Raw genomic sequence first — 23044 nt, 5'->3', positions numbered from 1 at the left:
CAGGTTAATTAAAATAATAAAAAAATTATTTTAAATAAAATCTAAAATGATTTATTAAAAATCAATGAATTGACTTTAAAAATATCATCTGTTAGTTTTCAGACTCAACTAATCTTATTAGTTTTTAGAAAATCTATATAATAAGATTAGATAATAAAGCCAACAAATAACAATGGCTCATTCCAATAATCAAAAGAGAAAATAATATGTGTACCGAGTTTATCCTACCCCAAACCACAGGTTACCGCATTTCTGGACGCACCATGGATTTTGCCGCCACCTTTACATGGCAATTGGCAGCTATTCCACTGACAACTTCCTTAAAGGCGATTGATACCCTCAGCCCATCTGCCCCTGCCTATCAATGGCAGGCGAAATATGGATTTATGGGGATTGGTATAAAACTGCCACTGAATATACTGGATACCAAATTATGCGATGCCATGAATACCGAGGGGTTTTCTGCTGCCGCACTATGGTTACCACCCTCCCGTTATCCCAAAAAGGCTGATGCTCCGCAAAATGCCAAGCTGATTTCCGCACTGGATATTTGTGGCTGGGCAGCCTCCAACTATTCCTCGGTTGAAACTTTAAAAAATGATTTATATGCAATTCAGCAAGGTAAACCCACTTCATTAGGTGAGGTATTATATTTCTGGGATCCACTACAATTTTCTGAACAAAGTGAATTAAATAAAACTGATGAGCTTAAAAACCTCATTCCCATCCATTTCCAGTTCCATGATAAAACTGGAGCAAGTCTGGTACTTGAATTTAGGGATGGGCAATTATCCATTACCGATAACACCGATATTGGTGTCATGACCAATACCCCATTTATTGAATGGCATCGTACCAATCTGGAAAACTATCTCGGCGTAACCAATGTCGAAACAGCCAGTAAAACCATCATAGGCATGAATGTTAACCGAGCAGGCAATGGCGGTGGTTCAATTGGGCTGTCCTCATCAGCGTTACCCTCTGACCGTTTTCTACGCACAACCATGACCTTGAACTATTCAATTCCGTGGTTGAATCAGGCTAAACGTCCAAGTAATACCGCTGCAATTGCACATGCGATGAATGTGATTAAGGGCATTTATGTCACCCGTGAACAATGTATAGAGCAAGCTGACAATATCAAGGGTGACTATACCCAATGGGAAATTGTCCGTGATCATGATAATCAGGTGTTCTATATTGCCACAACTGCAAGTCTGGGTTTCTGGCAGGTGAATTTTTCAGATTATCAACTGGGGCAAAATGCCCAACCACAGTTTGCAGTGATCTCTGACGCAACACAGATGCCTGTTCTGACTGCTACCACTTAATTTCCTGAAATAAAAAACGGCAATCACTCATGATTGCCGTTTTATGTTGCTTAATAATTCAAGGTTTAGTTCAGGCTATAAGCAATCACATAATCGCCATGATCAGGGGATTGACGAGCGCCGCCTGCAGTGATCATCACATACTGTTTTCCATTTTTAGGTGAAACATAGCTGATCGGTGTACCTTGGCTACCCACAGGTAAGCGTGCTTTCCAAAGCTCCTTGCCTGAAGATGAATCCAAGGCGCGTAGGTAATAGTCTTGAGTTGCGGCAAAGAATACCAGCCCCCCCTGTGTTGCCATTGGACCACCAATGGTTGGCATGCCAATCGGCACAGGCAAGCCCATCTTAATTCCCATTGGACCCGTATCCTGCACTGTTCCCATTGGTACTTGCCATGCAACCTGACGGGTTTTCATATCAATTGCAGTCATGGTGCCATACGGCGGTTTTTGACATGGAATCATCAGCTTCGACCAGAAACGGTCTTTATTCACCTTGTATGGTGTGCCTTTCATTGGCACGGCACCCATACCTGTGTTGACTTTTTCACCACCATTGGCCTGAACAGCCAAGTCTTCTGGGGTTTGTTCAATCAACTGAATCCATAACCCTAAACGCATGTCATTGACAAACATATATTGATGGCTTGGATCAAAGGCGATACTGCCCCAGTTCATGCCACCCAAAGAACCTGGGAAGCTGAGCGAAACATCTGTGCCTGGTGCGGTAAACAAGCCCTCATAGCGCATAGATTTAAAGTTGATACGGCACATCAGTTGATCAAATGGCGTTGCACCCCACATATCCGACTCAGTCAAGGTTTGGTTGCCAATTTGCGGCATTTCAACTGAACGAGGTTGTGTTGGGCTGTATTGTTCACCTTTGATATCGGCAGGTTTTACAGGCTGCTCAACCACTTTGGTTAATGGCTGGCCTGTGACTCGATCCAGTACAAAGAACTGGCCTGATTTGGTTCCAATCACCACAGCAGGTTTGTTGCTACCATCTTTCATTGGAAAATCGACCAGACTTGGCTGCATTGGCAAGTCAAAGTCCCAAAGATCATTATGAACAGTTTGATAAACCCACTTTTCCTTTCCTGTAGTCGCATCTAAAGCAAGAACGGATGAGTTGTATTTATGGTCCAATGGTTGACGGTTACCGCCCCATACATCCACAGATGAGCTACCCATTGGCAGGAATACGGTGTTCATTTGCGGATCATAAGACATTGCTGCCCATGAGTTTGCCGAACTACGCTTATAGGTTTCACCCTCTTTTAACACGTAGTTTGGATCAGGATTGCGTGGATCAAACGCCCAACGTAATTCACCTGTAATGACATCGTAGGCACGAATGACACCGCCTGGCATGTCTGCGGCAAAGTTATCGGCAATACGGCTACCCACCACAATCACACTACCTGCAATGGTTGGCGCAGAAGTGACTTCAAAACGTGGTGCAGTTGTTCCCTCACCCAAGCCCTTGAGCAAGTCCACTGTTCCATCGACACCAAAGTCTTTACAGCGTTCACCTGTATCAGCATTCACCGCAATTAAGCGACCATCTGGCGTATTGGTATATACACGACGTAAACATGAAGTATTGTTTGCCACTGCTTTTACAGGGGTTGCGCCTGCCAATGTTGGCTGTAGCAACGGCTGAGTTGAGTCAAAATAGGCAACACCACGACAACGCTCCCATGCATCCGACTTGGAGTTGACCTCAGCTTTCCAAAGCTGCTTACCTGAATCGGCTTCCAGAGCAAAAATATTGTTATGTGGCGTACACAAAAACAGCTTGTTGCCGACCTGTAACGGGGTCATCTGGTCTTCCGCCCCATTACCTGTACCCGTAGTGAAATCACCCGTACGGAAACGCCAGGCTTCTTTTAACTGATGTACATTGTCACGGGTAATTTGGTCCAATGCGGCAAAGCGGCTACCACCTGAATCCTGCCCATAATGTTCCCAGTTGGTTTGCTTCATGTCTGTCTTGACAGGAACCAAGGGTAATTTCTCACCCGATGCCGCAACAGTTGGATGTGGCTGGAACATTTGATAAAGTCCAATCACCATTCCCAAAACAGTCAACACACCTAAGCCATAGGCGGGTAAATCCGCACTCGGTTGAAACTGATAACGGCGAATGGCAGGCAAGGTAAACATCAGTGCAGCAAAAACACCTGCGGGGAACATCAATCTTGAGAATAAAGGCCAGAACTCCCAGCCTGCATCAAACAAGGACCAAACAATTGTTCCAACAAAAACCAGACTGAATAACCATACCCCAAGTGCATTTTTCTTAAAAATGAAAAATGCCGAGGCAAGGGTTAATAAACCAGAGATCACGAAATACCATGATCCTCCGAGTGTCACCAGCTTAAAGCCACCGACTGTAAAAAACAGTCCAGTCAGCAACAAAGCCAGTCCCAGAATAAAACACCATATTTTCAGTATGGTATGTGAGCCTGTAGATTCAGACATACTTCATACTCCTTTTTAGAAATTCACACGCATACTTAAACCTGCAACCCACGCATCATCCACCTCTTTAACACCAGCAGGTTGATGAATGTATTGCAGGTTTGGTCTGAGCATCACCGCAGGTGACCATTGATAGGTATAGTTCAACTCAACATTGAGTTCATCACGCTGAACAGGTACATAGTCGGCTGCAAGCGCATCATATTGGTCATAACCACGACTGGTATTGGTTGCAATTTGACGGTCTTTGTAACGATCATTGACCAGATAATTGGCAACACCCAAACCGATGGAATCATTGGGACGGCTATCAAATGCACCTCTGTACCAGAACGCAAGCTGTTGGGTGCTTTGCACAGCCGTGGTGGCCTTATCATTGATCACAGCATTAAAACTGGCGAATAAGCCACGTTTTGGATCGCCATCTTTTTGTGTAAGCTGTTGCTGGGTATTCAACCAAAAGCTGTGTTTGCCATCATGGATTTTGCCTGCTGTGGCAATGTCATTGGCTTCAGCAGTGGAATATAGCGCACCAACCTTATATTCACCTGCCAACCCATTAAAGGCTGCCAACTTTGGTCGCCATGCCAGTTCTACTGGAATGGTTGCGCCTTTGACATGATCCATATCCAAGTTAAAACCATCACTGTCTTTGTCAGTTTTGGTATTGTCAGGATTGATCTCATAAACACCAACACCGAGTGTCCATTCAGGTGCAAATTGATATTTGATATTGGTTCCCCATAGTCCTACAGGGAGGTTGTACCAAATCGAACCAATGGATTTTCCAAGTTGCCCACCACATAACAGTAGGTTCTGGAATTCACACTGCGAACCATTAAAGTCATCAGACATGCCCATGCGTCCAATCTTGAATTGAACAGTATTGTCAGCGAATCCTGTTTTCACCCATGCCTGAGTTAAACGCCAGATTTTGCCGCGCCCATAAATTTCCTGTGAATTGCCTAATGCACTGGAACGCGGATCTTTAATTCGATCAAGGGTCAGAGCATTGCCATCACGCTTGGTAATTAAAATATTGGCTGTGGTATTTTTCCAGCCCGCAATTTTCTCCAGATCAAAATTCGCGCCCAAAGCCAGTTGAGCCGCATTTTTAAAGGCATTGTCATCGTTATAGCCACCATCCAGATTGGTTGCTGATTGACTCATCATCGCTGCGGTAAATTTATAACCATCTTTTTCGAGTTGTTGGCGTTGTCCATTCCAGTCACCCAATAACCATTGACGGTCTTGAGACCACGGCTGATCGGCAAAACTGCTTTGCGCCGTACAGATGGCAATCGCTAGACAGCTCATTTTCAGGAGTAAAGAATGTGTATTCATGTCAAAATCTCCCTAGCCTTATTTCAATTTTACTGCTGAACTCAGTTCAGAAGTTGCACCGAATTGATCTGTAACATTTGCAGTCAGAGAGGAGGCTTTCGTGGTTGGTTTCCATGTAACTGTAGCAACACCTTGCGCATTGGTCACCGCAACGGTTGAACCTAGATAAAACTCAGCCTCGCCTGAATTGGCTGATGAATTACCAAAGAACTCAACCTGATAACGCTGGTTTGGTTGTCCTTTCACTTCAACCGCAACCTGACCTTTAGATAGGCTGAGTTTAGGCGCCTGAATACCCTGATTCGGTTGTTGGTTACAGCCCTGTTCATTTGGCTGCTGACAGGTTTTTTGTAGGTTTGCAGGGTCAATCTTGACACCATGACCACGAGAACCGACAAAGTGAGCATGTTCCAAGCCTGGAATGTCAAAAATAATTGCACCTAAACGCTGGTTCGGTACACAACTTCCGCCTGCCTCACAGCGCTTGATGTCTTTGCCGTTATTCCAGATTTGGTTTTTGGTCAGCGTAATTCGTGCATTGGCATCTTTTTCAGAACGAATCGCAATCCCCACTCGGTTGCCATGTACCTTATTGCTGTCAAAGATATTGCCATCACCCGTCAGGTTAAAGCCATTGGAGTTATTGGTCAGCTCGTTATAAGCGATATAGTTACGTTTGCCCCAGTTGATCTGCAAACCATCTGAGTAGTTTTCAAACTTGTTGCCAACAACAGCGTTGTCATTACCCCAAAGAATTTCGATCCCTTGTGATGGCTCAGGATTGGCAGAGGTTGAAATAAACTGGTTATTGGCAACCAAGTTAAATGCTGCACCACGGGTCAGCTCCAACCCATCGCCATTGTCCTGAAAATAGTTGTCGATCACCTTGTTGTTATTGGTGGTGGTTGCAGTTGGGTTACCCTTGCCATCATCACCTGTCAACATCACACCTGCACCACCATAGTTGTGCATAATACGGTTATGCTGAATCAGGTTATTGCTGGCACGATTCATCAGGATACCAATACAGAAATGGCGAATTTCCAGACCTTGAATGGTCACACCATTAATGTCACGCAATACAATGCCAGGTAAAGTGGTCGTACGCACATTGGTTCCAAACTGCCCCTCAACCGCACCTGGACAGGCTTCCACACCTGTGCCCTTGATATAGCTTGATCCATCAATGGCAATAAATTCACCTGTTTTTGCCCACTGTGTCCCAATAATTTTGACAGGTGCCTTAATTTCAGGAAGTGGACTTTTGACTTGAATGACATAAGGTGCCTTACCCACCGCCTGAACCTGAATTTCACTGGCTTCTGTTGGTTTGCTGTTGGCCTGTTCAATCGCCCAACGGAATGAACCTTTTTCAGAATCATCCTGATAACGGTCAACAATATAGGTTTCCGCTGCTGCCATGCCTGAAATTGCCAAACCGACTGCCAATGTGCTGAGACGTAATGAGATTAGTTTCATTTTGATATTCCTTTCAATTATTGTGTCGGTTGAACCATTTTTAAGAACTGCTTGAGTTGGGTCACATCAATCTGACCTGGCGCAGATGCCTCGCCAATCATGCCGAAGCTAAAGCTACCGCCCATATTGGCAGTGGCAATCCGTGAAATGGTGCCAAGTTTGCCCATCGACATGGTGAGTAATGGTTTTTTAGATTGCTGGCTGACTTTTAAAGTCGCATTCATTAAGGTGAAAACATCCTGTTTGCTTTGTGGCATCACCGCAATTTTTAAAATATCCGCACCCAGTTCATCCTGCTTGAGTAGGCGTTTAACAATTTCGTCTTCGCTCGGTGTCTTTTGGAAATCATGGTTTGACATCACGATCAGCACTTTTTTGTCATGCGCCAGTTTGACCGTATTTTTCACCACCTGCTGATCACGGAACATTTCCACATCCAGCATATCCATGAATGGTTGTGGTTGACTTAAGTAGGCTTGATAGGTCTTGCCATAGTCAGCATCACTAATGGTCAACTTTCCACCCTCGTTATGGGTACGAATGGTTGCAATGATTGGCTTTGTAGCTAAAATCTGGCGAAGCTCCTGACCAAGTGCAATCACCTGTTTCGTGTCATTGGCAAAATCCAGTAAATCAATGCGAAATTCAGCAAGATCAGCATCGGGATTGGCAGCGATTACTTTTGCCTGTTCAAGTGCCTGTTCCCTGGTTTTAGCAGTAATCGGCACAATGGTTTTTACAGGAAGTTTGGCAAGTTCAGCCAACTCCACCTGTTTTTGTGCATTGTCTTGTGCCTGTGCCATTTGAACCGCAAGCAATGAACTCATTGCCAGTAATATTGCTGCTAATTTTTGTAATTTCATTGTCATCATCCTGATTTCGTAGTTGTTAAATGTTTTGGCTCACTATCTCTTAACCTCTCCCTAACCCTCTCCTAAAAGGAGAGGGAATATCCCTAGCGTTTGACTTGTGGAAGTCTCCCTCCTTGTAGGAGGGATGAGGAACGATTGTAGTTCCGCAAGAGGGAGGTCTTTAAAACTTAAATATCAAAAAATACTGTTTCATCTTCGCCCTGAATACGAATATCAAAGCGATAGACAATTTCCCCATCGACTTCACTACGTTTAGCGATGAGTGTCTGACGACGGGTTGCCCATTCAATGCTGTTTAAAACAGGATCATTGGCATTGGCTTCGGTTTCATCCTCAAAATAGATGCGGGTGTGCAAACCAATATTGATGCCACGAGCAAAGACAGCGACAGCAATATGTGGTGCCTGCGTTGACCCTTTGCGCCCTGCCACAGCAGCAGGCTTAATGGTGTTAAAGTGCCAAAAACCTGTTTCAAAGTCCGCACCTGTACGCCCCCAACCTAAAAAGTTTGGATCGGCAGTTTTGCCCTGAGTATCGGCCTGACTTAGATAGGCGCCATTGGCATCGGCCTGCCAGATTTCCAGTAATACATCTCTTAATGGCAAACCCAGTCCATCAAAGACTTGCCCCTCGATTCGGATACGTTCGCCCTGAGTTTTGTCATTCACTAACTGGTTATCAAAATTATGTGCAAACACCTCAATATTGGCCTGTTGCGGTAATAAGCCAATATGTACATACGGCCCACCTGTCTGTGATGGGGTTTCTTTCAATTCCTGAAAATTCCATGTGTTCATTGTCTTACTCCCAATCAGGTCAAATCATTTTCAAAGTAGGTTGCACGGCGACCACGCAGGGTGATGTCAAAGCGGTAGCAACGGCTATCTGACTCGATAAAGTTGTTTTTATCTTCCAGGGCAATTAAGGCACGGCGTTGCTGTTCCGACGGAATGGTTTTAATGATCGGGCATGAATCAATCAGCGTATCACCCTCAAAATAAAACTGTGAAATCAGGCGTTGCGCCCAACCATCAGCGATTAGGGAGAAATGGATATGGGCAGGTCGCCATTCATTGATACGGTTACGCCACGGATAAGGACCTGGTTTAATGGTACGGAAAATATAGAAGCCATTTTCATCGGTCAGGGTACGGCCACAACCGCCAAAGTTAGGGTCCATTGCACCAATAAACTTGTCATTTGGATGACGGTAACGACCTGAAGCATTGGCTTGCCACACTTCTAGCAAGGCATTTTTAACAGGACGGCCAAACTGGTCACGCACATAACCATGCACAATGATACGTTCGCCCACAGGTAAACCCTCTGTGGCGTAGTTCAGGATGAGGTCATTGTCTTTTTCACCAAAAATACTCGGTGCAAAATGCGGTGCAGTCACTTCTGTCAGTGTTTCAGCAATTGAAATCAGTGCATTTTTTGGTGAACGCAACACACTGGTTTTATAACCTAGTGCATACGCAGGTGGATGATCGTCTGTATTCCGTTGTGCATAGGCACCTAAAGTATGTTTTAACATGGTTATCTCCTTAATCCTGTTCTTTCGCTGCAACAGGCTGTACCTCAATTCCGAGTTCCTTAAACACATCTTCCGCCATGTGCATGGCAGCATTGGCAGCAGGTAAACCTGCATAGAGTGAGCTATGTAAAATCAGCTCTTTTAATTCATCTTTGGTCACGCCGTTGTTAAAACAGGCTTTTAAATGCATCCGCAGCTCGTCCTCACGTCCCAATGCCAATAGAATCGCAATGGTGACCAGACTACGGGTGTGGCGTGGCAGCCCCTCACGGGACCACACCTCACCCCACGCATAACGGCTAATAAAATTCTGAAAATCCTGATTAAAATCATTGAGGTTTTGCAGTGAACGTCCCACATGCGCTTCGCCTAATACTGCGGTACGAACCTCAAGTCCTTGCTGATAACGTTGTTCATCATTCATTGACTTTTTCCTCAATTAAGTTGCATCGGTATGTGCAACAATAGATTTCACAAAGATGGCAACGGCGGCGGCTGTTGCGGGAATAAACAACATGCTGAGAATCATGGTGAATGACCAGTTATTCCCCAGTAACACCGCACCGATCCATGCACCAAACACCGCACCGAAACGACCAATCCCTGTCATCCATGCAATGCCTGTGGCACGGCATTGGGTTGGGTAGAAACGGGCACTTAAAGCTGGCATGGAAGACTGTGCACCGTTGATGGCAATCCCTGCACACAACACTAAAACAGCAAGTAAGGTTGAATTTCCGAGACTCTGCCCCACTGCGATTGCAAACAATCCAGCGGCAAAGTAGAACCCTGCAATAATGCGGTTCGGATTGAAACGGTCCATTGCCCAGCCAATGAATAAGGCACTCAGCACACCGCCGAACTGGAACAATCCACCGATAAATGCGGCACGTTCCAGGGTTGCGCCTGTTTCACGCATCAGGGTTGGTAACCAACTGGTCAACAGGTAGATCACCACCAACCCCATAAAATAGGTTGACCAGAGTAAAACCGTACCTTTGGCATATTGTTTTGAGAACAAGATACTGAATACGTTTTTCTTTTCTGCCGCTTTGGATTGTTCTTCGGGAATATGAAATGCTGTTGCGCCCTGAATTTGAGTCGGTGCAATATGCGTTAAAATTTTGCGAACTTTCTCAGGATTTCTGCCTTTGACGATCAGGAAGCGATAAGATTCAGGTAAGCAGAAAATCACTAGAAGCATCAAGATCAACGGTGACCAGCCACCCAATAAGAACAGGCTATGCCAACCAAAGGCAGGAATCAGCCAGCTACTGATAAAGCCACCTGTTGCCATGCCCAGGTTGTAACCACAGAACATACAGGTCACCATCAACGAGCGTACCCGTGTTGGGCAATATTCAGAGAACAAGGTGGTTGCGTTTGGCATGGCTGCGCCTAAACCAATACCTGTCAGGAAGCGCAACACCACCAATTGATCTAAATTCTGTGCATAGGCAGACGCAAGGGTAAAGCCACCAAAGATCAGCATGGAAAACGCAAGTACAATCTTACGTCCGAAGCGGTCTGCGGTTGGGCCTGACACCAATGCCCCAATAATCATGCCACCCAGTGCAGCACTCATTACAGGGCCAAGCTGGGAACGGTCAATGCCCCAGTCTTGTGTCAGGGCTGGTGCGATAAAACCCATTGCCGCGGTATCAATACCGTCAACAAAAACAATGAGAAAACAAACAATTGCGATCATCCATTGATATTTACTGACTGGTGCATTGTCAATCAGTGCCTGTGCATCCATGCTGTTATTTTTTGCAGCACTATTGTTTTGAGCGGCATAGTCCTGAGACGCCATATCTGCCTCCTTAAGGCGAAATCCTTTTTTAAACGAACCGTTTATATTTTTTTGATAAACTTTGTCAGTTCCTGAGTAAATGCCTGCGCTTGCTCAATATTGGATAAATGTGAAGCGGGCAAAACCTCAAGCTGGCTATGTGGAATAGACTGATGCATCAACTCTGCATCCTGAACCGTCGTTACAGGGTCATATTGACCTGCAATAATTAAAGTCGGGATTTGAATCTGCTTAAGTTGATCCCGCAGATCGGCATCTGCCAAAGCCCGACAACTGTTGGCATAACCTTGAGCTGAGCTAATTGCCAGACTTTGAATGGTTTTCTGTGCCAACACATCGTGGGCATAGTCAAAATGTTCGCTAAACCAGCGTGTATGGGTGGTTTTCACAAGTTCAGCCAAACCATGTTGTTCCACACTTTCAGCCCTGCTATTCCAACCCTCTGTTGTCCAGATTTTTGCAGCAGAGTTTGCAACCGTAATACTGTGAAAACGGTCTGCATGATGAATTGCTAAATACAATGCGGTGATGCCACCCATGGAAATCCCACAAAAATGTGCTTTCTCAATCGCCAGAGCATCGAGAATATCCACTACATCCTCTGCAAGATTCTGCAAAGTGGTATGGGCAATCACTGCACTGTCACCATGACCACGCGTGTCATAAGTAACCACCTGATAATTTTCTGCCAATGCGGCAACCTGTGCCTGCCACATGCCATGATCTGTTCCAAGTGAATTGGAAAACATCATCACAGGCGCATCTTTTAAACCGTGTACCTGCACTGCAAGTTGATGCCCCTGACGATTATTTACCTTGATCATCATTTCGACGCTCCTTGTGCTGCCTGCAATACCGCATCAATTTGTTGCTGAATATTGCCCAAATAAGATGCTGGCTGAAAAATCTCATCCAACTGCTGGACAGAAAACTGGGCTGTTATCTCATCCATTTGCGCCAGAATATCTTTTAAATGTCTCTGCTGTGCCACGGCTTGCTGACAGGCCTGCTCCACCAAATGATGGGCATTTAAACGCCCAATTTTTGGCGCGAGCGCCATCATCACCGCTTCCGCCATGATCAGGCCATGCGTACAGTCAAGATTTCGTTGCATGGCATCAGCATTGACCTCAATGCCCTGCAATACTTCATTGCTGCGCTCCAGTACACCTGCACATAACTGAAAAATTTCAGGAATTGCCAGCCATTCGGCATGCCATGCACCTAGGGCACGCTCATGATCCTGTACCATGCTTTGATAGATACTTGACATCAATGCAGGAACACGATTGGCTGCTGCAAGAATTGAGGCTGCCGCAACGGGATTACGTTTATGTGGCATGGTGGATGAACCACCACGACCTTTGGCAGTGGGTTCAAAAACCTCAGCAATTTCGGTTTGCATGAGCAGCGACCAGTCTTTTGCCATCTTGCCAGCATTGCCGACAATGATCGCAAGTACACTGGCAATCTCAACCATACGGTCACGTTCCCCATGCCAGGTACATTCAGGTGCTGTGAGTTTCAATTCCGCCGCAAAGGCCTCAACCACAGCAGAACCTTGATCTTTTAAAGATGCCAATGAGCCCACTGCCCCGCCAAGTTGAGCTGTCAATACACGGTCTTTCATCGCTTGCAGACGCTCAAGATCACGCTGTAATGCGGCTGCATAACGTGCAAACTTATGTCCCAACGTAATCGGCAAAGCCTGCTGCAACCATGTGCGCCCGATCATGACCTGGTCACGGTAACGCTCAGCTTGTTGTAGTGAAATGTCATAGGCAGATTGCAATTGCTTTTCAATTAAAGCCAGCGCATCACGACATTGCAGAATCGTTGCTGTATCAATAATGTCCTGACTGGTTGCACCCCAGTGAACATAACGGGATGCATCTTCATCCTGTTGCTTCACGATGGCTGTAAATTGCTTTACAAATGGAATCGCAATATTTCCAGCCAATCCTGTCGCAATTGCTAAAGCATCCACATCAATTTTTGCTAAAGCAGATTGCCCAATCTGTTCGATGAGCGTTGCCGCAGATGCAGGAATGACACTGACCTGAGCCTGTGCTTTAGCCAAAGCCACTTCGGCTTGAATCATATAACTTAATAAAGCTTGATCACTAAATATGGCAGTGACATCAGGCTGATAAAATAGGCTGGCGTATAGCTGGCTCATGGTACACCTCACTCAACTCGCTGGATAATCAGGGCAATGCCCTGACCTACACCAATACACATTGAACACAAGGCATACGTTCCGCCTGCTTGCTCAAGCTGGTTTAATGCTGTTGTCACCAAACGCGCACCTGATGCACCCAATGGATGACCTAGGGCAATCGCACCGCCATTCGGATTGATACGAGCATCATCATCGGCTAAGCCTAAATCACGCGTCACTGCTAAAGCCTGAGCAGCGAAAGCCTCATTCAACTCAATCACATCCATCTGATCCAAAGTCATGTTGGCTTGTTTGAGCAGTTTCTTGATTGCAGGCGCAGGTGCAAAACCCATAATTCGTGGTTCAACACCCACTGTGGTAGCGGCAATGATCTTGGCACGTGGTTTTAGCTTGTATTGTTCAATGGCATCATCGGATGCAATTAGCAGTGCTGCCGCACCATCATTAATGCCCGATGCATTACCTGCGGTGACTGTACCCTCTGCTTTCACAACGCCCTTGAGTTTAGATAGTGCTCCAATATTTGTGGATGCACGTGGATGTTCATCGGTATCAATGACAATGGCATCACCCTTACGCTGTGGAATGGTTACTGATACAATTTCATGGGTAAAAAAGCCGTTGGCTTGCGCTGCTGCTGTACGTTGTTGGCTCACCAAGGCAAACTGGTCCTGATCGGCACGGTTGATATTGAACTGCTCCGCCACGTTTTCTGCGGTTTGTGGCATGGTATCCACACCATACATTTGTTTCAGTTTTGGATTGATAAAACGCCAGCCCATAGTGGTGTCTTCAATCTTATGGCTGCGGCCAAATGCACTGTCAGACTTGCCCATCACATACGGCGCACGGCTCATGCTTTCCACACCACCAGCAATAATTAAATTGGCTTCGCCTGCCTTAATGGCACGGGCTGCCATCGCAATGGCATCCAATGATGAACCACATAAACGATTGACCGTGGTGGCAGGTACTTCGACGGGCAGGCCTGCCAATAATGCTGACATACGTCCTACATTACGGTTGTCCTCACCTGCCTGATTGGCACAGCCATAGATCACATCGTCCACCTGCTCCCAGTCAACATTTGAATTACGTTGCATCAAGGCTTGAATTGGAACTGCTCCCAAGTCATCAGCACGTACTGGCGCTAGACCACCTGCATAACGTCCAAATGGGGTACGGATTGCATCAATAATGTAGGCATTTTTTAAAGTCATATTCATGTTACTCATCCTTAAGCCTGTGTTGCATCAGTTAGTTTTGCACCTGTTAAGGACTGCAATTCCTCAAAGCTCAGGCCATCCACTTTTTCAATGACTTTTAAACCATCCTTGGTCACATCAATCACACACAGGTCGGTATAGATACGATCCACACACTTCAAACCTGTTGCTGGATAAGTCAGTTCTTCTACAATCTTGGGTTCACCCTGCTTGGTGGTATGGTCGGTGGTGATAAAGACTTTCTTGGCACCCACCGCTAGGTCCATCGCACCACCCACCGCAGGAATCGCATCTTGAGCACCTGTATGCCAGTTGGCGAGATCACCATTGGCTGCAACCTGAAATGCACCAAGTACCGCAATATCCAGATGCCCGCCACGCATCATGGCAAAGGAATCACCGTGATGGAAAAAACAGCCGCCTGTAAGCATGGTCACGTATTCCTTGCCCGCATTAATCAGCTCAGGGTCTTCTTCACCCTTGGCTGGCGGCGGGCCAAAAGCCAACAAGCCATTTTCAGAATGTAGAAACACATCTTTATCGGCAGGGAGATATTTTGAAATTTTGGTTGGTAAACCTATGCCCAGATTGACATAGGCACCATCTGGAATGTCCTGTGCAACGCGTTCAGCAATCTGGTCACGACTTAATTTTTGATAGCTCATGATTATTCTCCTGCACCATTTTTCGCATCAACAGCAACCACATGCTGAACAAAAATTCCTGGGGTAATGATGTGTTCAGGATCAAGCTCACCCAGTTCCACTACTTCAGCAACCTGCGCAATGGTGACATCCGCAGCCATCGCCATGATTGGTCCAAAGTTACGGGCAGATTTATTAAAAACCAGATTGCCCCAACGATCGCCCTTATAGGCCTTGATCAGTGCAAAGTCGGCCTTGATGGGATATTCAAGGACGTAGTCCTTACCCTCAATATGACGGGTTTCTTTACCCTCAGCCAATAATGTTCCAAAACCAGTTGGGGTAAATACTGCGCCCAAGCCCATTCCTGCCGCCTGAATACGGCAGGCGAGATTACCCTGCGGAACGAGTTCAAGTTCAATCTTGCCTGCATGATAAAGTTCATCAAATACCCATGAGTCGGACTGGCGTGGAAAAGAACAGATGATTTTACGAACCGCACCTGTTTTTAATAATTTGGCAAGGCCATAATCACCGTTACCTGCGTTATTATTGACAATCACCAAGTCCTTCATGCCAAGTTCAATCAGTCCATCAATGAGTTCTGCGGGTTGTCCTGCGGTACCGAAACCACCAATCATGATGGTCGAACCATCCCTGATCTGGGATAGCGCTTCGGTTAATGAGGTGGCACTCTTATCAATCATCTGACTACTTCCTGTACGATTTATCACTCATTGTTTCATCCTATAAAACCGATAAAACGAAGTTGAGTGTTTTGTTCGGATTTCTTCTATTCATTCTTGATAAATTTTTTGCTGACTTCTAGGCTTGAATATGTATTTTGTTCGATGATTATTTTTTATGTTCGATCATCGAACATTATCCAAGTAAAATAGTCATGTTTCCATTAGAATAATAAATAGGCATTGATTTGGGATAGAGCATTAAAATGATGGAACAAGATCAGGACAAGAATCCACGGTTGATTCACCATATTGAAAATAAAAAAACCATTCGACATGAGGACTTTATTGCAGGAATCGCCAAAGGTCTGGCCATTCTGGAATGTTTTGGACCTGAACGGCATCGCCTGAATATGAGTACGGCTGCGGAAAAAACAGGCATGACCCGTGCCGCTGCCCGACGCCATTTACTGACTTTGGAATACTTAGGCTATTTAGAGTTTGATGGACACTATTATTATCTGACCCCAAAAATTCTTAAGTTCTCAGGTGCCTATCTGGATGGCTCTCCGCTCCCTAAAATTTGCCAGCCATTGCTAAACCTGCTCACCAACCAAACTTCACTGATTTATTCCGTGATGGTTTTAGATGGCTATGAAGCGATTACCATTGCCCGTAGTGCCGCACATCAGCAAACTGACCGTGTGAATCCATATGGTTTGCATTTGGGGAATCGTCTCCCCGCCCATGCCACTTCTGCTGGAAAAATTCTACTTGCACACTTGAGTAAAGAAGAACAAAAGCAATGGTTGGAGAAATATCCCTTAAAACGCTTGACCAAATATACGCATACAGACAGTAATGAATTTTTAACATTGCTACATGACATTAAGGAACAGGACTGGTGTTATTCAAGTGAGGAACATGAGCTGGGAGTCCATGCCGTAGCTGTTCCAATCTATGATTCCAATGCCAGTGTGGTTGCCGCATTGAATATTGTGTCCCCCGCCATGCGCACCACAAAGGATTATTTAATCGCCCATATTTTACCGTTGTTACAGGAAACTGCCCGTGATTTACGTCACGTGATTTAATTCAAGGCAATTGCTTAAAACACTTTAAGCTGGTCCAAAATTGTTGAGGCATAAAAAAAGCCACATCTGGAGAATGTGGCGAAAGGTGTACTGCATATACGGTGATGCCGTATCCTTAAGTTAATCAAGCTAGCTTAAATGAACATTAAACTTTTAAAGCCAAGTAAAATAATTCTAAAGCCTGTGGATTAGACTTCTAATCCAGACGATAGAAATTGGCTGCATTTTGTCTAAACACTGAATACAGTGCCTGCTCACCATAAGGTGCAATGATTTGAAGATAGGCCTGAATCATGTCACTCAAGGCAGCATTGGCTTTGTCCATGGGAAAATTAGAAGCATACATAACTCGATCCACCCCAAACACAGCAATCGCATGCTGTATCAGTGGCGTTAATAAATTCACCATTTCATCGACTGTTGCTGTTCTATGCTGCCTATAGAAATGATGCCCCAGTACAGGCATCATCAGGCCAGAAATCTTGGCATAGACATTTTTCTGCTCTGCCAAAAGGCCCAAATCATGTTGCCATTGCTTAAAGATGTCTGCCCGTTGTGAGGCAGTCTTTCCTGTTCTTTTACCTACCGCGCCAAACAGGCCAGCAGGTGTTGCAAGATGATCCACAACAATACGCGTATTTGGAAAAGCCTTTGCCAGAGCAGTTATTTCATTTAGCTGGGTTGAATAGCCCCAGGCATCAAAAGTCAAATCCATTTTTGCCAGTTGCTCAAAACCTTTTAAGAATTTTTTAGAGCCATATAAATGTGGCTTGTCACACCAGCGATAAATGCCCTCATCCTCATGCCAGGCAGCCATTTTACGAATACCGCAAAACAAGGGACTGGCCTGTTGATGTGCCTTAAGTATCTTTTTAAACTTTCGGTCTCGTGGGTCAGCAGTTCCCACAATCGCCCCCAGTTTGATTCCCTGTTCGCTAAATTTTAACTGGCTGATCCACTGGGTTTCCTCAACCACGCCAAGACCTTTATGGTGATGCCAATTGGCTTCAACATGCACCACACTTTCCACAGAAAAATGGCCTACATCAGCCTTGTAATGTTCTGGCAAATAGGGACTGAGTGCATACTGTGTGACTCCCAAGCTATCTAACAGCGCCCTTGGTTTGACTAAACGTATGACTTTATCCATCACTGTGGGATATTGCCCTAAAGCCTTGACCAGTAATGCCGCTGAGTGTGGTGTATGGTATGGGTCCCATTGGTGAAGATGGGGATCAATAATCGCAAAATCGAGTTGTTTCATTACTTGGCTCTATCATTCTGGAAAATCAGGTGTTGAATTTTTATATTCATCCATAACATTGATTTTCAATTATTAGATTTTTTTTTGAAGTATTTGAGCGTAACGCATAATAGGTCATGTATAAAATGATTTATTCTAATCAGGCAACATGAAGATCATTCATTTAAATATTTCCTATTCACCATAAAAAATCCCATAACTGAGAGTTATGGGATGTTGTGAAGTAATGAAAGATTAAAGAAAAAGTCTAGTTCACTACTTCTATAAATCGGTAGATGCGGCCATCTTTGGGATTCTCGTAGAGCAACTCCATATTCGGTAAAATAATGTCCCCCGCGATTTCGATATGCTCTATGCGCTTGAATAATGGGATATTCTGATCATTGGCCTTGCGAATCAGGGCAACAGCTATATTCTCGTCCTCAAACTGATCTTTCACTTTGATTTTTATATTGTTCATTGAATAACTCCCTTTTAAATAAAAAACACAACTGCGATAAAATTGGAATGATGTGGTTGCCGATAAAGCAAGCGGCATAGCAAAAAAGTTAAAATAAAAGCAGTTGTAGGTTATAAATTACCAATCCAGCAATACCTTTGCTGAATTACGCAAACGGACTATGGCAAATAAAAACAAGACTTGTCGACTAAAGGGTTGTAACGAAAAATGTAGCACTTATAATTTTTATATAAAAAACAGTAAATTAAATAATCAAAACCCTTGGTCTAAAAATTAGGTAAATCATCGTAAAAATGTGATAAAAATCACATTTAAGTTGTTTTGTTAAATTTCCATATTGTCTGAGACAGTGCAATATTCTGATTATTTTAGGAATTTTAAAAACCCATAGTTGAATTTTTTTGGAAGTAAAAACTACCCTCCGTTGCTGTTCAAAGGATGACCCTCTCCCTTTAACTGCTGATATAAAAAAGATACTGAATAGAATTCCATTCAGTATCTTCCAGTTTTAAATGAGACAAATCATTTAAAGCGGCATATATTTAAGCATGCGAGATCTTAAATGAAGTTTCATTAAGATGTAAAACGTCCATATTCATCACGTTTTTGATTGCCATTACCACGGCCTCGACCACCCGAACGATTGTCATAATCATCGTCATCATTACGGCTACGGCCTCGGCCGCCAGAGCGATTGCCACCCCGATCATCGTAGTCATCATCGTCATTACGGCTGCGACCTCGGCCACCTGAACGGTTGCCGCCACGATCATCGTAGTCATCATCGTCATTACGGCTACGACTACGTCCACCTGAACGGTTGCCACCACGATCATCGTAATCGTCGTCATTACGGCTACGGCCTCGGCCACCTGAGCGGTTGCTGCCACGATCATCGTAGTCATCATCGTCATTACGGCTGCGACCTCTGCCACCTGAGCGGTTGCCGCCACGATTATCATAATCATCGTCGTCATCATTACGGCTACGACCTCGGCCACCTGAACGGTTGTCATAATCATCATCGTCATTGCGGCTGCGACCTCGGCCACCTGAGCGATTGCCACCGCGGTTGTCATAATCATCGTCATCATCATTGCGGCTACGACCGCGACCACCTGAGCGGTTGCCACTACGGTTGTCGTAATCGTCATCATCATTACGGCTACGACCGCGACCACCTGAACGGTTGCCACCGCGGTTGTCATAGTCATCGTCGTCATCATTACGGCTACGGCCATGACCACCTGAACGGTTGCCGCCACGATCATCATAGTCATCATCGTCATTACGGCTACGACCGCGGCCGCCTGAACGATTACCACCGCGGTTGTCATAGTCATCGTCGTCATCATTACGGCTACGGCCACGACCACCTGAACGGTTGCCACCGCGGTTGTCATAGTCATCGTCGTCATCATTGCGACTGCGGCCACGACCACCTGAGCGGTTGCCACTACGGTTGTCGTAATCGTCATCATCGTCATTACGGCTGCGACCTCGGCCACCTGAACGGTTGCCACCGCGGTTGTCATAGTCATCGTCGTCATCATTGCGACTGCGGCCATGACCACCTGAACGGTTGCCGCCACGATCATCATAGTCATCATCGTCATTACGGCTACGACCTCGGCCACCTGAGCGGTTGCCACCACGGTTGTCATAATCATCGTTATCATCACGACCGCGACCACTGGAACGACTTTCGCCACGGTTATCATTTCTGTGGCTTAATGAACCTGCCTCACGGGCTTCCTCCGAGGTAAATTCATGTGCGTTGCCCCGTTCATGGGCAATTCTTCCAGCTTCACGTGCTTCTTCTGAAGTAAATTCATGTGCATTTCCACTTGCATGGGCAGCACGTCCACCCTTGCTTGCAATTTCCCGTAATCTGTCTGGATCCATACTTGCAAATCCACGGTTTGAGGTACCTGAGTTATTATCCTGATCGTCGCGTCTTGAATCTTGATTAGCCATGATTATCTCTTCCTCTATTAAAATTATATGAATTGCCATTTATTGATTGGCACCATTCACCATAAGAGATAAAAACTTATTCGACTAACCTGGCAATGTTTCAATCTTTTTAAATGTAGTAAAATAGCGAGGAAAATAATTTTACACCTACTTGTTATAAATAAATTTTTTAATAAGAGGTTTAAAAAATAATTCTTTAATATTTACTTTAAAAATAATCTAAAAAATAAAGCACCATTAAAAATAACAAATAAATATTACCTTACAATGAGAATATAAAAACAATCTTATTAATTAAAAGTAAACAAAAATCACGTTCAAGTAAACACTTCAATATTGGACAATCATTTTCTTATTGCATATTGCTTTAATTAAAGATGGGATTTTTAAAATGAATATTAAAAAGATGCCAGCAACAACCGAGGTCAACGTGAACTATATGATAGTGCCTGTACCAGAAATCCTGTTTTTCCAGTATTGACCTCAACCCTAATGACTGGATGCGACATGATGCTGAATGGCAATGCAGGGTTGTAGAAAACCATCTCAAGATTCTGTTGATTATATAGGTTTATATTTATTTACCACCTTATACCTAAAAAGTACAAATCAAACCAATATAAACATAGACCCCACCAAAAAGAACATCTTTTTAAAAGATCATAAAAAAATAAACTAACTGTTAAGGACGCTGAAGATGAACCAGACCACAGAACATTATCCAACTTCTGCCCCCGCTCAGGAGCAGCAACACCAGCCTGGGGAACAGGAGATTATGCATCCTGAACCAGAGATTATTAAATCAACCCATCAGGGAAGTTCCAAGCTTAAAAACAAGGTTGCGCTGATTACTGGTGGAGATAGTGGTATTGGGCGCTCGATTGCGGTTTTATTTGCCCGTGAGGGTGCGGATGTCGCAATTATTTATTTGGAAGAACAGGAAGATGCTGAAAAAACCAAACAGCTTGTGGAAGCTGAGGGACAACATTGCCTTTTATTCAGAGAAGATATTACCGACCCAAGTGTTGCCGATCAATGTGTGGCAGAGGTTTTAAAAGTCTTTGGCAAGATCAATATCTTAATCAACAATGCGGGTGTACAGTTCCAGCAGCATGACATTGTGAACATCAGCAATGAACAACTGGAAAAAACCTTTAAAACCAATATTTTTTCCATGTTTTATTTGACCAAGGCTGTGCTTCCCCACTTACAGGAGGGAGACAGCATTATCAATACCACCAGCATTACCAGCTATCATGGTCATGACGCCTTAATTGACTATGCCAGTACCAAGGGTGCCATCACCACCTTTACCCGAAGCCTATCCAATAACCTGATGAAACAAAAAAAGGGCATTCGGGTCAATGGCGTGGCACCTGGACCAATCTGGACACCGCTGATTCCAAGTAGTTTTGATGCAGAAACAGTCGCCAAGTTCGGCAAGGATACCCCAATGGGAAGAATGGGACAGCCCAGTGAGGTCGCCCCCGCCTACCTGTTTTTGGCCTCGGATGATGCCAGCTATATTACAGGACAGGTCATCCATGTAAATGGCGGGGAAATCGTCAACGGTTAAGCTGAAAAAGCCTCCCTCAAAGGAGGTTTTTTAACATTTAAAGGGGCCATCCATGAACCAATATTTTGACATGCAACTGTTACAGCAACATGCCTTGCTATTTTTATTAAATTTTCTAAAAGAAAGACATTACCGCTTTACCGTGATTACACCTCTTAGCCATGAACGCATCATTATGCGCAAGAAAAATCAATCAACCAATTTAAGAAGTCTCAAGGATATTTTTGGATGGAATCTACCATTCCACCCAGAGGATTTGGATACACAGCTGTTTAATCCCCTAAAAAAAGCCCACCTGATCCGTATTGAAAATAACCAGTGGATCAGCAATATACGGGTAGCCTCACTGGAAGATGAACTCTTTATTCACTCGGCCTTTCCAACCCTGGAAAATGATGCGGTCTTTTTTGGGCCAGATACCTACCGTTTTTATTATCACCTGAAGCAGCATTTATTGACCCATCCCCAACCGTTGCAGCGTAGCGTGGAATTATGCTGTGGGGCTTCCCCTGTCGCGCTGGCCATTGCCAAGTCTTTTCCCGCCGTATCCGAAGTGTTTAGTGTCGATATTAATCCTAAAGCACTGTTTTATAGTCAGGTGAATAAAAAGTTTGTGGGGCTAAACAATGTCTACCCAATCGAAAGTGACCTATTTTCAAATCTGGAGGGCAATTTTGACCTAATCTTTGCCAATCCGCCTTACTTAATGGATATCCATGAACGCCAGTACCGTCATGGGGGCAATAAACTGGATGGAACTGACCTGTCCTTTAATATTTTAAAGGAGGGTATCAAAAGACTTACACCAAGCGGAAGCCTATTTTTATATACAGGCATTGCCATAAGTCATCAGGGCAATAAATTTTTGGAGGCAGTGCAAAGCTGGATAAAAAATTACCCAACATTTAAATGTAACTATGAGGAAATTGATCCCGATGTGTTTGGTGAGGAACTGGATCAGCCCGCCTATCAGCATATCGAAAGGATTGCCGTGGTTCTGGTCAAGCTCAGCGCCATTTAAAACCTGCTGATATAAGAAAAGCCCTTGTTTAAGGGCTTTTGCTGTTTTG

Annotated in this window: 20 protein-coding genes; 4 read left to right on the top strand and 16 right to left on the bottom strand. The window is 44.6% G+C overall.

Annotated features, from left to right (window positions below; genetic code table 11):
- The first annotated feature begins 206 nt into the window (after positions 1-206).
- Complete coding sequence (locus QLH32_RS00745) at positions 207-1331, top strand: linear amide C-N hydrolase (RefSeq protein ID WP_283267599.1); 1125 nt, start codon at positions 207-209, stop codon at positions 1329-1331.
- Positions 1332-1396: 65 nt separating this feature from the next.
- Here the strand turns inward: QLH32_RS00745 and QLH32_RS00740 are convergent, their stop codons facing one another.
- From QLH32_RS00740 to QLH32_RS00680, 13 genes are all read right to left on the bottom strand, one after another.
- Entirely contained in the window at positions 1397-3820 is a 2424-nt protein-coding gene (locus tag QLH32_RS00740) for a glucose/quinate/shikimate family membrane-bound PQQ-dependent dehydrogenase (RefSeq protein WP_283267598.1), read from the bottom strand.
- Between the two features lie 15 nt (positions 3821-3835).
- A complete protein-coding gene (locus tag QLH32_RS00735; RefSeq protein ID WP_283267597.1) occupies positions 3836-5164 on the bottom strand; it encodes a carbohydrate porin in 1329 nt (442 codons plus the stop codon).
- Positions 5165-5182: 18 nt separating this feature from the next.
- On the bottom strand, positions 5183-6643 hold the full coding sequence (locus QLH32_RS00730; RefSeq protein WP_283267596.1) for a right-handed parallel beta-helix repeat-containing protein: 1461 nt from the start codon (positions 6641-6643) through the stop codon (positions 5183-5185).
- Between the two features lie 17 nt (positions 6644-6660).
- Positions 6661-7506 (bottom strand): type I 3-dehydroquinate dehydratase, encoded by an 846-nt coding sequence (aroD, locus tag QLH32_RS00725; RefSeq protein WP_283267595.1) that lies wholly within the window; start codon positions 7504-7506, stop codon positions 6661-6663.
- A gap of 176 nt (positions 7507-7682) precedes the next feature.
- Positions 7683-8312, bottom strand: coding sequence for a protocatechuate 3,4-dioxygenase subunit alpha (gene pcaG, locus QLH32_RS00720; protein WP_283267594.1), 630 nt, complete (start codon positions 8310-8312; stop codon positions 7683-7685).
- Positions 8313-8326: 14 nt separating this feature from the next.
- Positions 8327-9052: a protocatechuate 3,4-dioxygenase subunit beta gene (gene pcaH, locus QLH32_RS00715; protein WP_283267593.1), complete on the bottom strand. Its 726-nt coding sequence runs from the start codon at positions 9050-9052 to the stop codon at positions 8327-8329.
- 10 nt (positions 9053-9062) lie between these two features.
- The gene (gene pcaC, locus QLH32_RS00710; RefSeq protein WP_283267592.1) at positions 9063-9476 is read right to left on the bottom strand and encodes a 4-carboxymuconolactone decarboxylase; all 414 of its coding nucleotides are present in this window, start codon (positions 9474-9476) and stop codon (positions 9063-9065) included.
- Between the two features lie 15 nt (positions 9477-9491).
- A complete protein-coding gene (gene pcaK, locus QLH32_RS00705; protein WP_283267591.1) occupies positions 9492-10865 on the bottom strand; it encodes a 4-hydroxybenzoate transporter PcaK in 1374 nt (457 codons plus the stop codon).
- A gap of 41 nt (positions 10866-10906) precedes the next feature.
- The gene (gene pcaD, locus QLH32_RS00700) at positions 10907-11692 is read right to left on the bottom strand and encodes a 3-oxoadipate enol-lactonase (RefSeq protein WP_283267590.1); all 786 of its coding nucleotides are present in this window, start codon (positions 11690-11692) and stop codon (positions 10907-10909) included.
- Positions 11689-13044: a 3-carboxy-cis,cis-muconate cycloisomerase gene (locus QLH32_RS00695; protein WP_283267589.1), complete on the bottom strand. Its 1356-nt coding sequence runs from the start codon at positions 13042-13044 to the stop codon at positions 11689-11691. Before QLH32_RS00695 ends, pcaD begins: the two co-directional genes overlap by 4 nt.
- Before the next feature lie 8 nt (positions 13045-13052).
- A complete protein-coding gene (pcaF, locus tag QLH32_RS00690) occupies positions 13053-14267 on the bottom strand; it encodes a 3-oxoadipyl-CoA thiolase (protein ID WP_283269384.1) in 1215 nt (404 codons plus the stop codon).
- 17 nt (positions 14268-14284) lie between these two features.
- Entirely contained in the window at positions 14285-14938 is a 654-nt protein-coding gene (locus QLH32_RS00685; RefSeq protein WP_267979222.1) for a 3-oxoacid CoA-transferase subunit B, read from the bottom strand.
- A gap of 2 nt (positions 14939-14940) precedes the next feature.
- Complete coding sequence (locus QLH32_RS00680) at positions 14941-15624, bottom strand: 3-oxoacid CoA-transferase subunit A (RefSeq protein WP_283267588.1); 684 nt, start codon at positions 15622-15624, stop codon at positions 14941-14943.
- A 248-nt stretch (positions 15625-15872) separates the two neighbouring features.
- On the opposite strand from QLH32_RS00680, the gene pcaU reads away from it, so the two are divergent.
- Positions 15873-16697, top strand: a complete 825-nt coding sequence (gene pcaU, locus QLH32_RS00675) for an IclR family transcriptional regulator PcaU (protein WP_283269383.1) — start codon at positions 15873-15875, stop codon at positions 16695-16697.
- Positions 16698-16893: 196 nt separating this feature from the next.
- On the opposite strand, the gene QLH32_RS00670 is transcribed toward pcaU, so the two are convergent.
- The 3 genes from QLH32_RS00670 to QLH32_RS00660 form a co-directional block, all read right to left on the bottom strand.
- A complete protein-coding gene (locus tag QLH32_RS00670) occupies positions 16894-17961 on the bottom strand; it encodes an amidohydrolase family protein (RefSeq protein WP_283267587.1) in 1068 nt (355 codons plus the stop codon).
- A 247-nt stretch (positions 17962-18208) separates the two neighbouring features.
- Entirely contained in the window at positions 18209-18421 is a 213-nt protein-coding gene (locus QLH32_RS00665) for a hypothetical protein (protein ID WP_283267585.1), read from the bottom strand.
- A gap of 573 nt (positions 18422-18994) precedes the next feature.
- Entirely contained in the window at positions 18995-20398 is a 1404-nt protein-coding gene (locus QLH32_RS00660) for a KGG domain-containing protein (protein ID WP_283267584.1), read from the bottom strand.
- Between the two features lie 697 nt (positions 20399-21095).
- On the opposite strand from QLH32_RS00660, the gene QLH32_RS00655 reads away from it, so the two are divergent.
- On the top strand, positions 21096-21974 hold the full coding sequence (locus QLH32_RS00655; RefSeq protein WP_283267583.1) for an SDR family oxidoreductase: 879 nt from the start codon (positions 21096-21098) through the stop codon (positions 21972-21974).
- Positions 21975-22026: 52 nt separating this feature from the next.
- Positions 22027-22995 (top strand): N5-glutamine methyltransferase family protein, encoded by a 969-nt coding sequence (locus QLH32_RS00650; RefSeq protein ID WP_283267582.1) that lies wholly within the window; start codon positions 22027-22029, stop codon positions 22993-22995.
- Positions 22996-23044 lie beyond the last annotated feature (49 nt).

The organism is Acinetobacter corruptisaponis, assembly GCF_030053775.1.
Classification (GTDB): Bacteria; Pseudomonadota; Gammaproteobacteria; order Pseudomonadales; family Moraxellaceae; genus Acinetobacter; species Acinetobacter corruptisaponis.
This window is presented reverse-complemented; position numbering and strand designations above follow the sequence as displayed.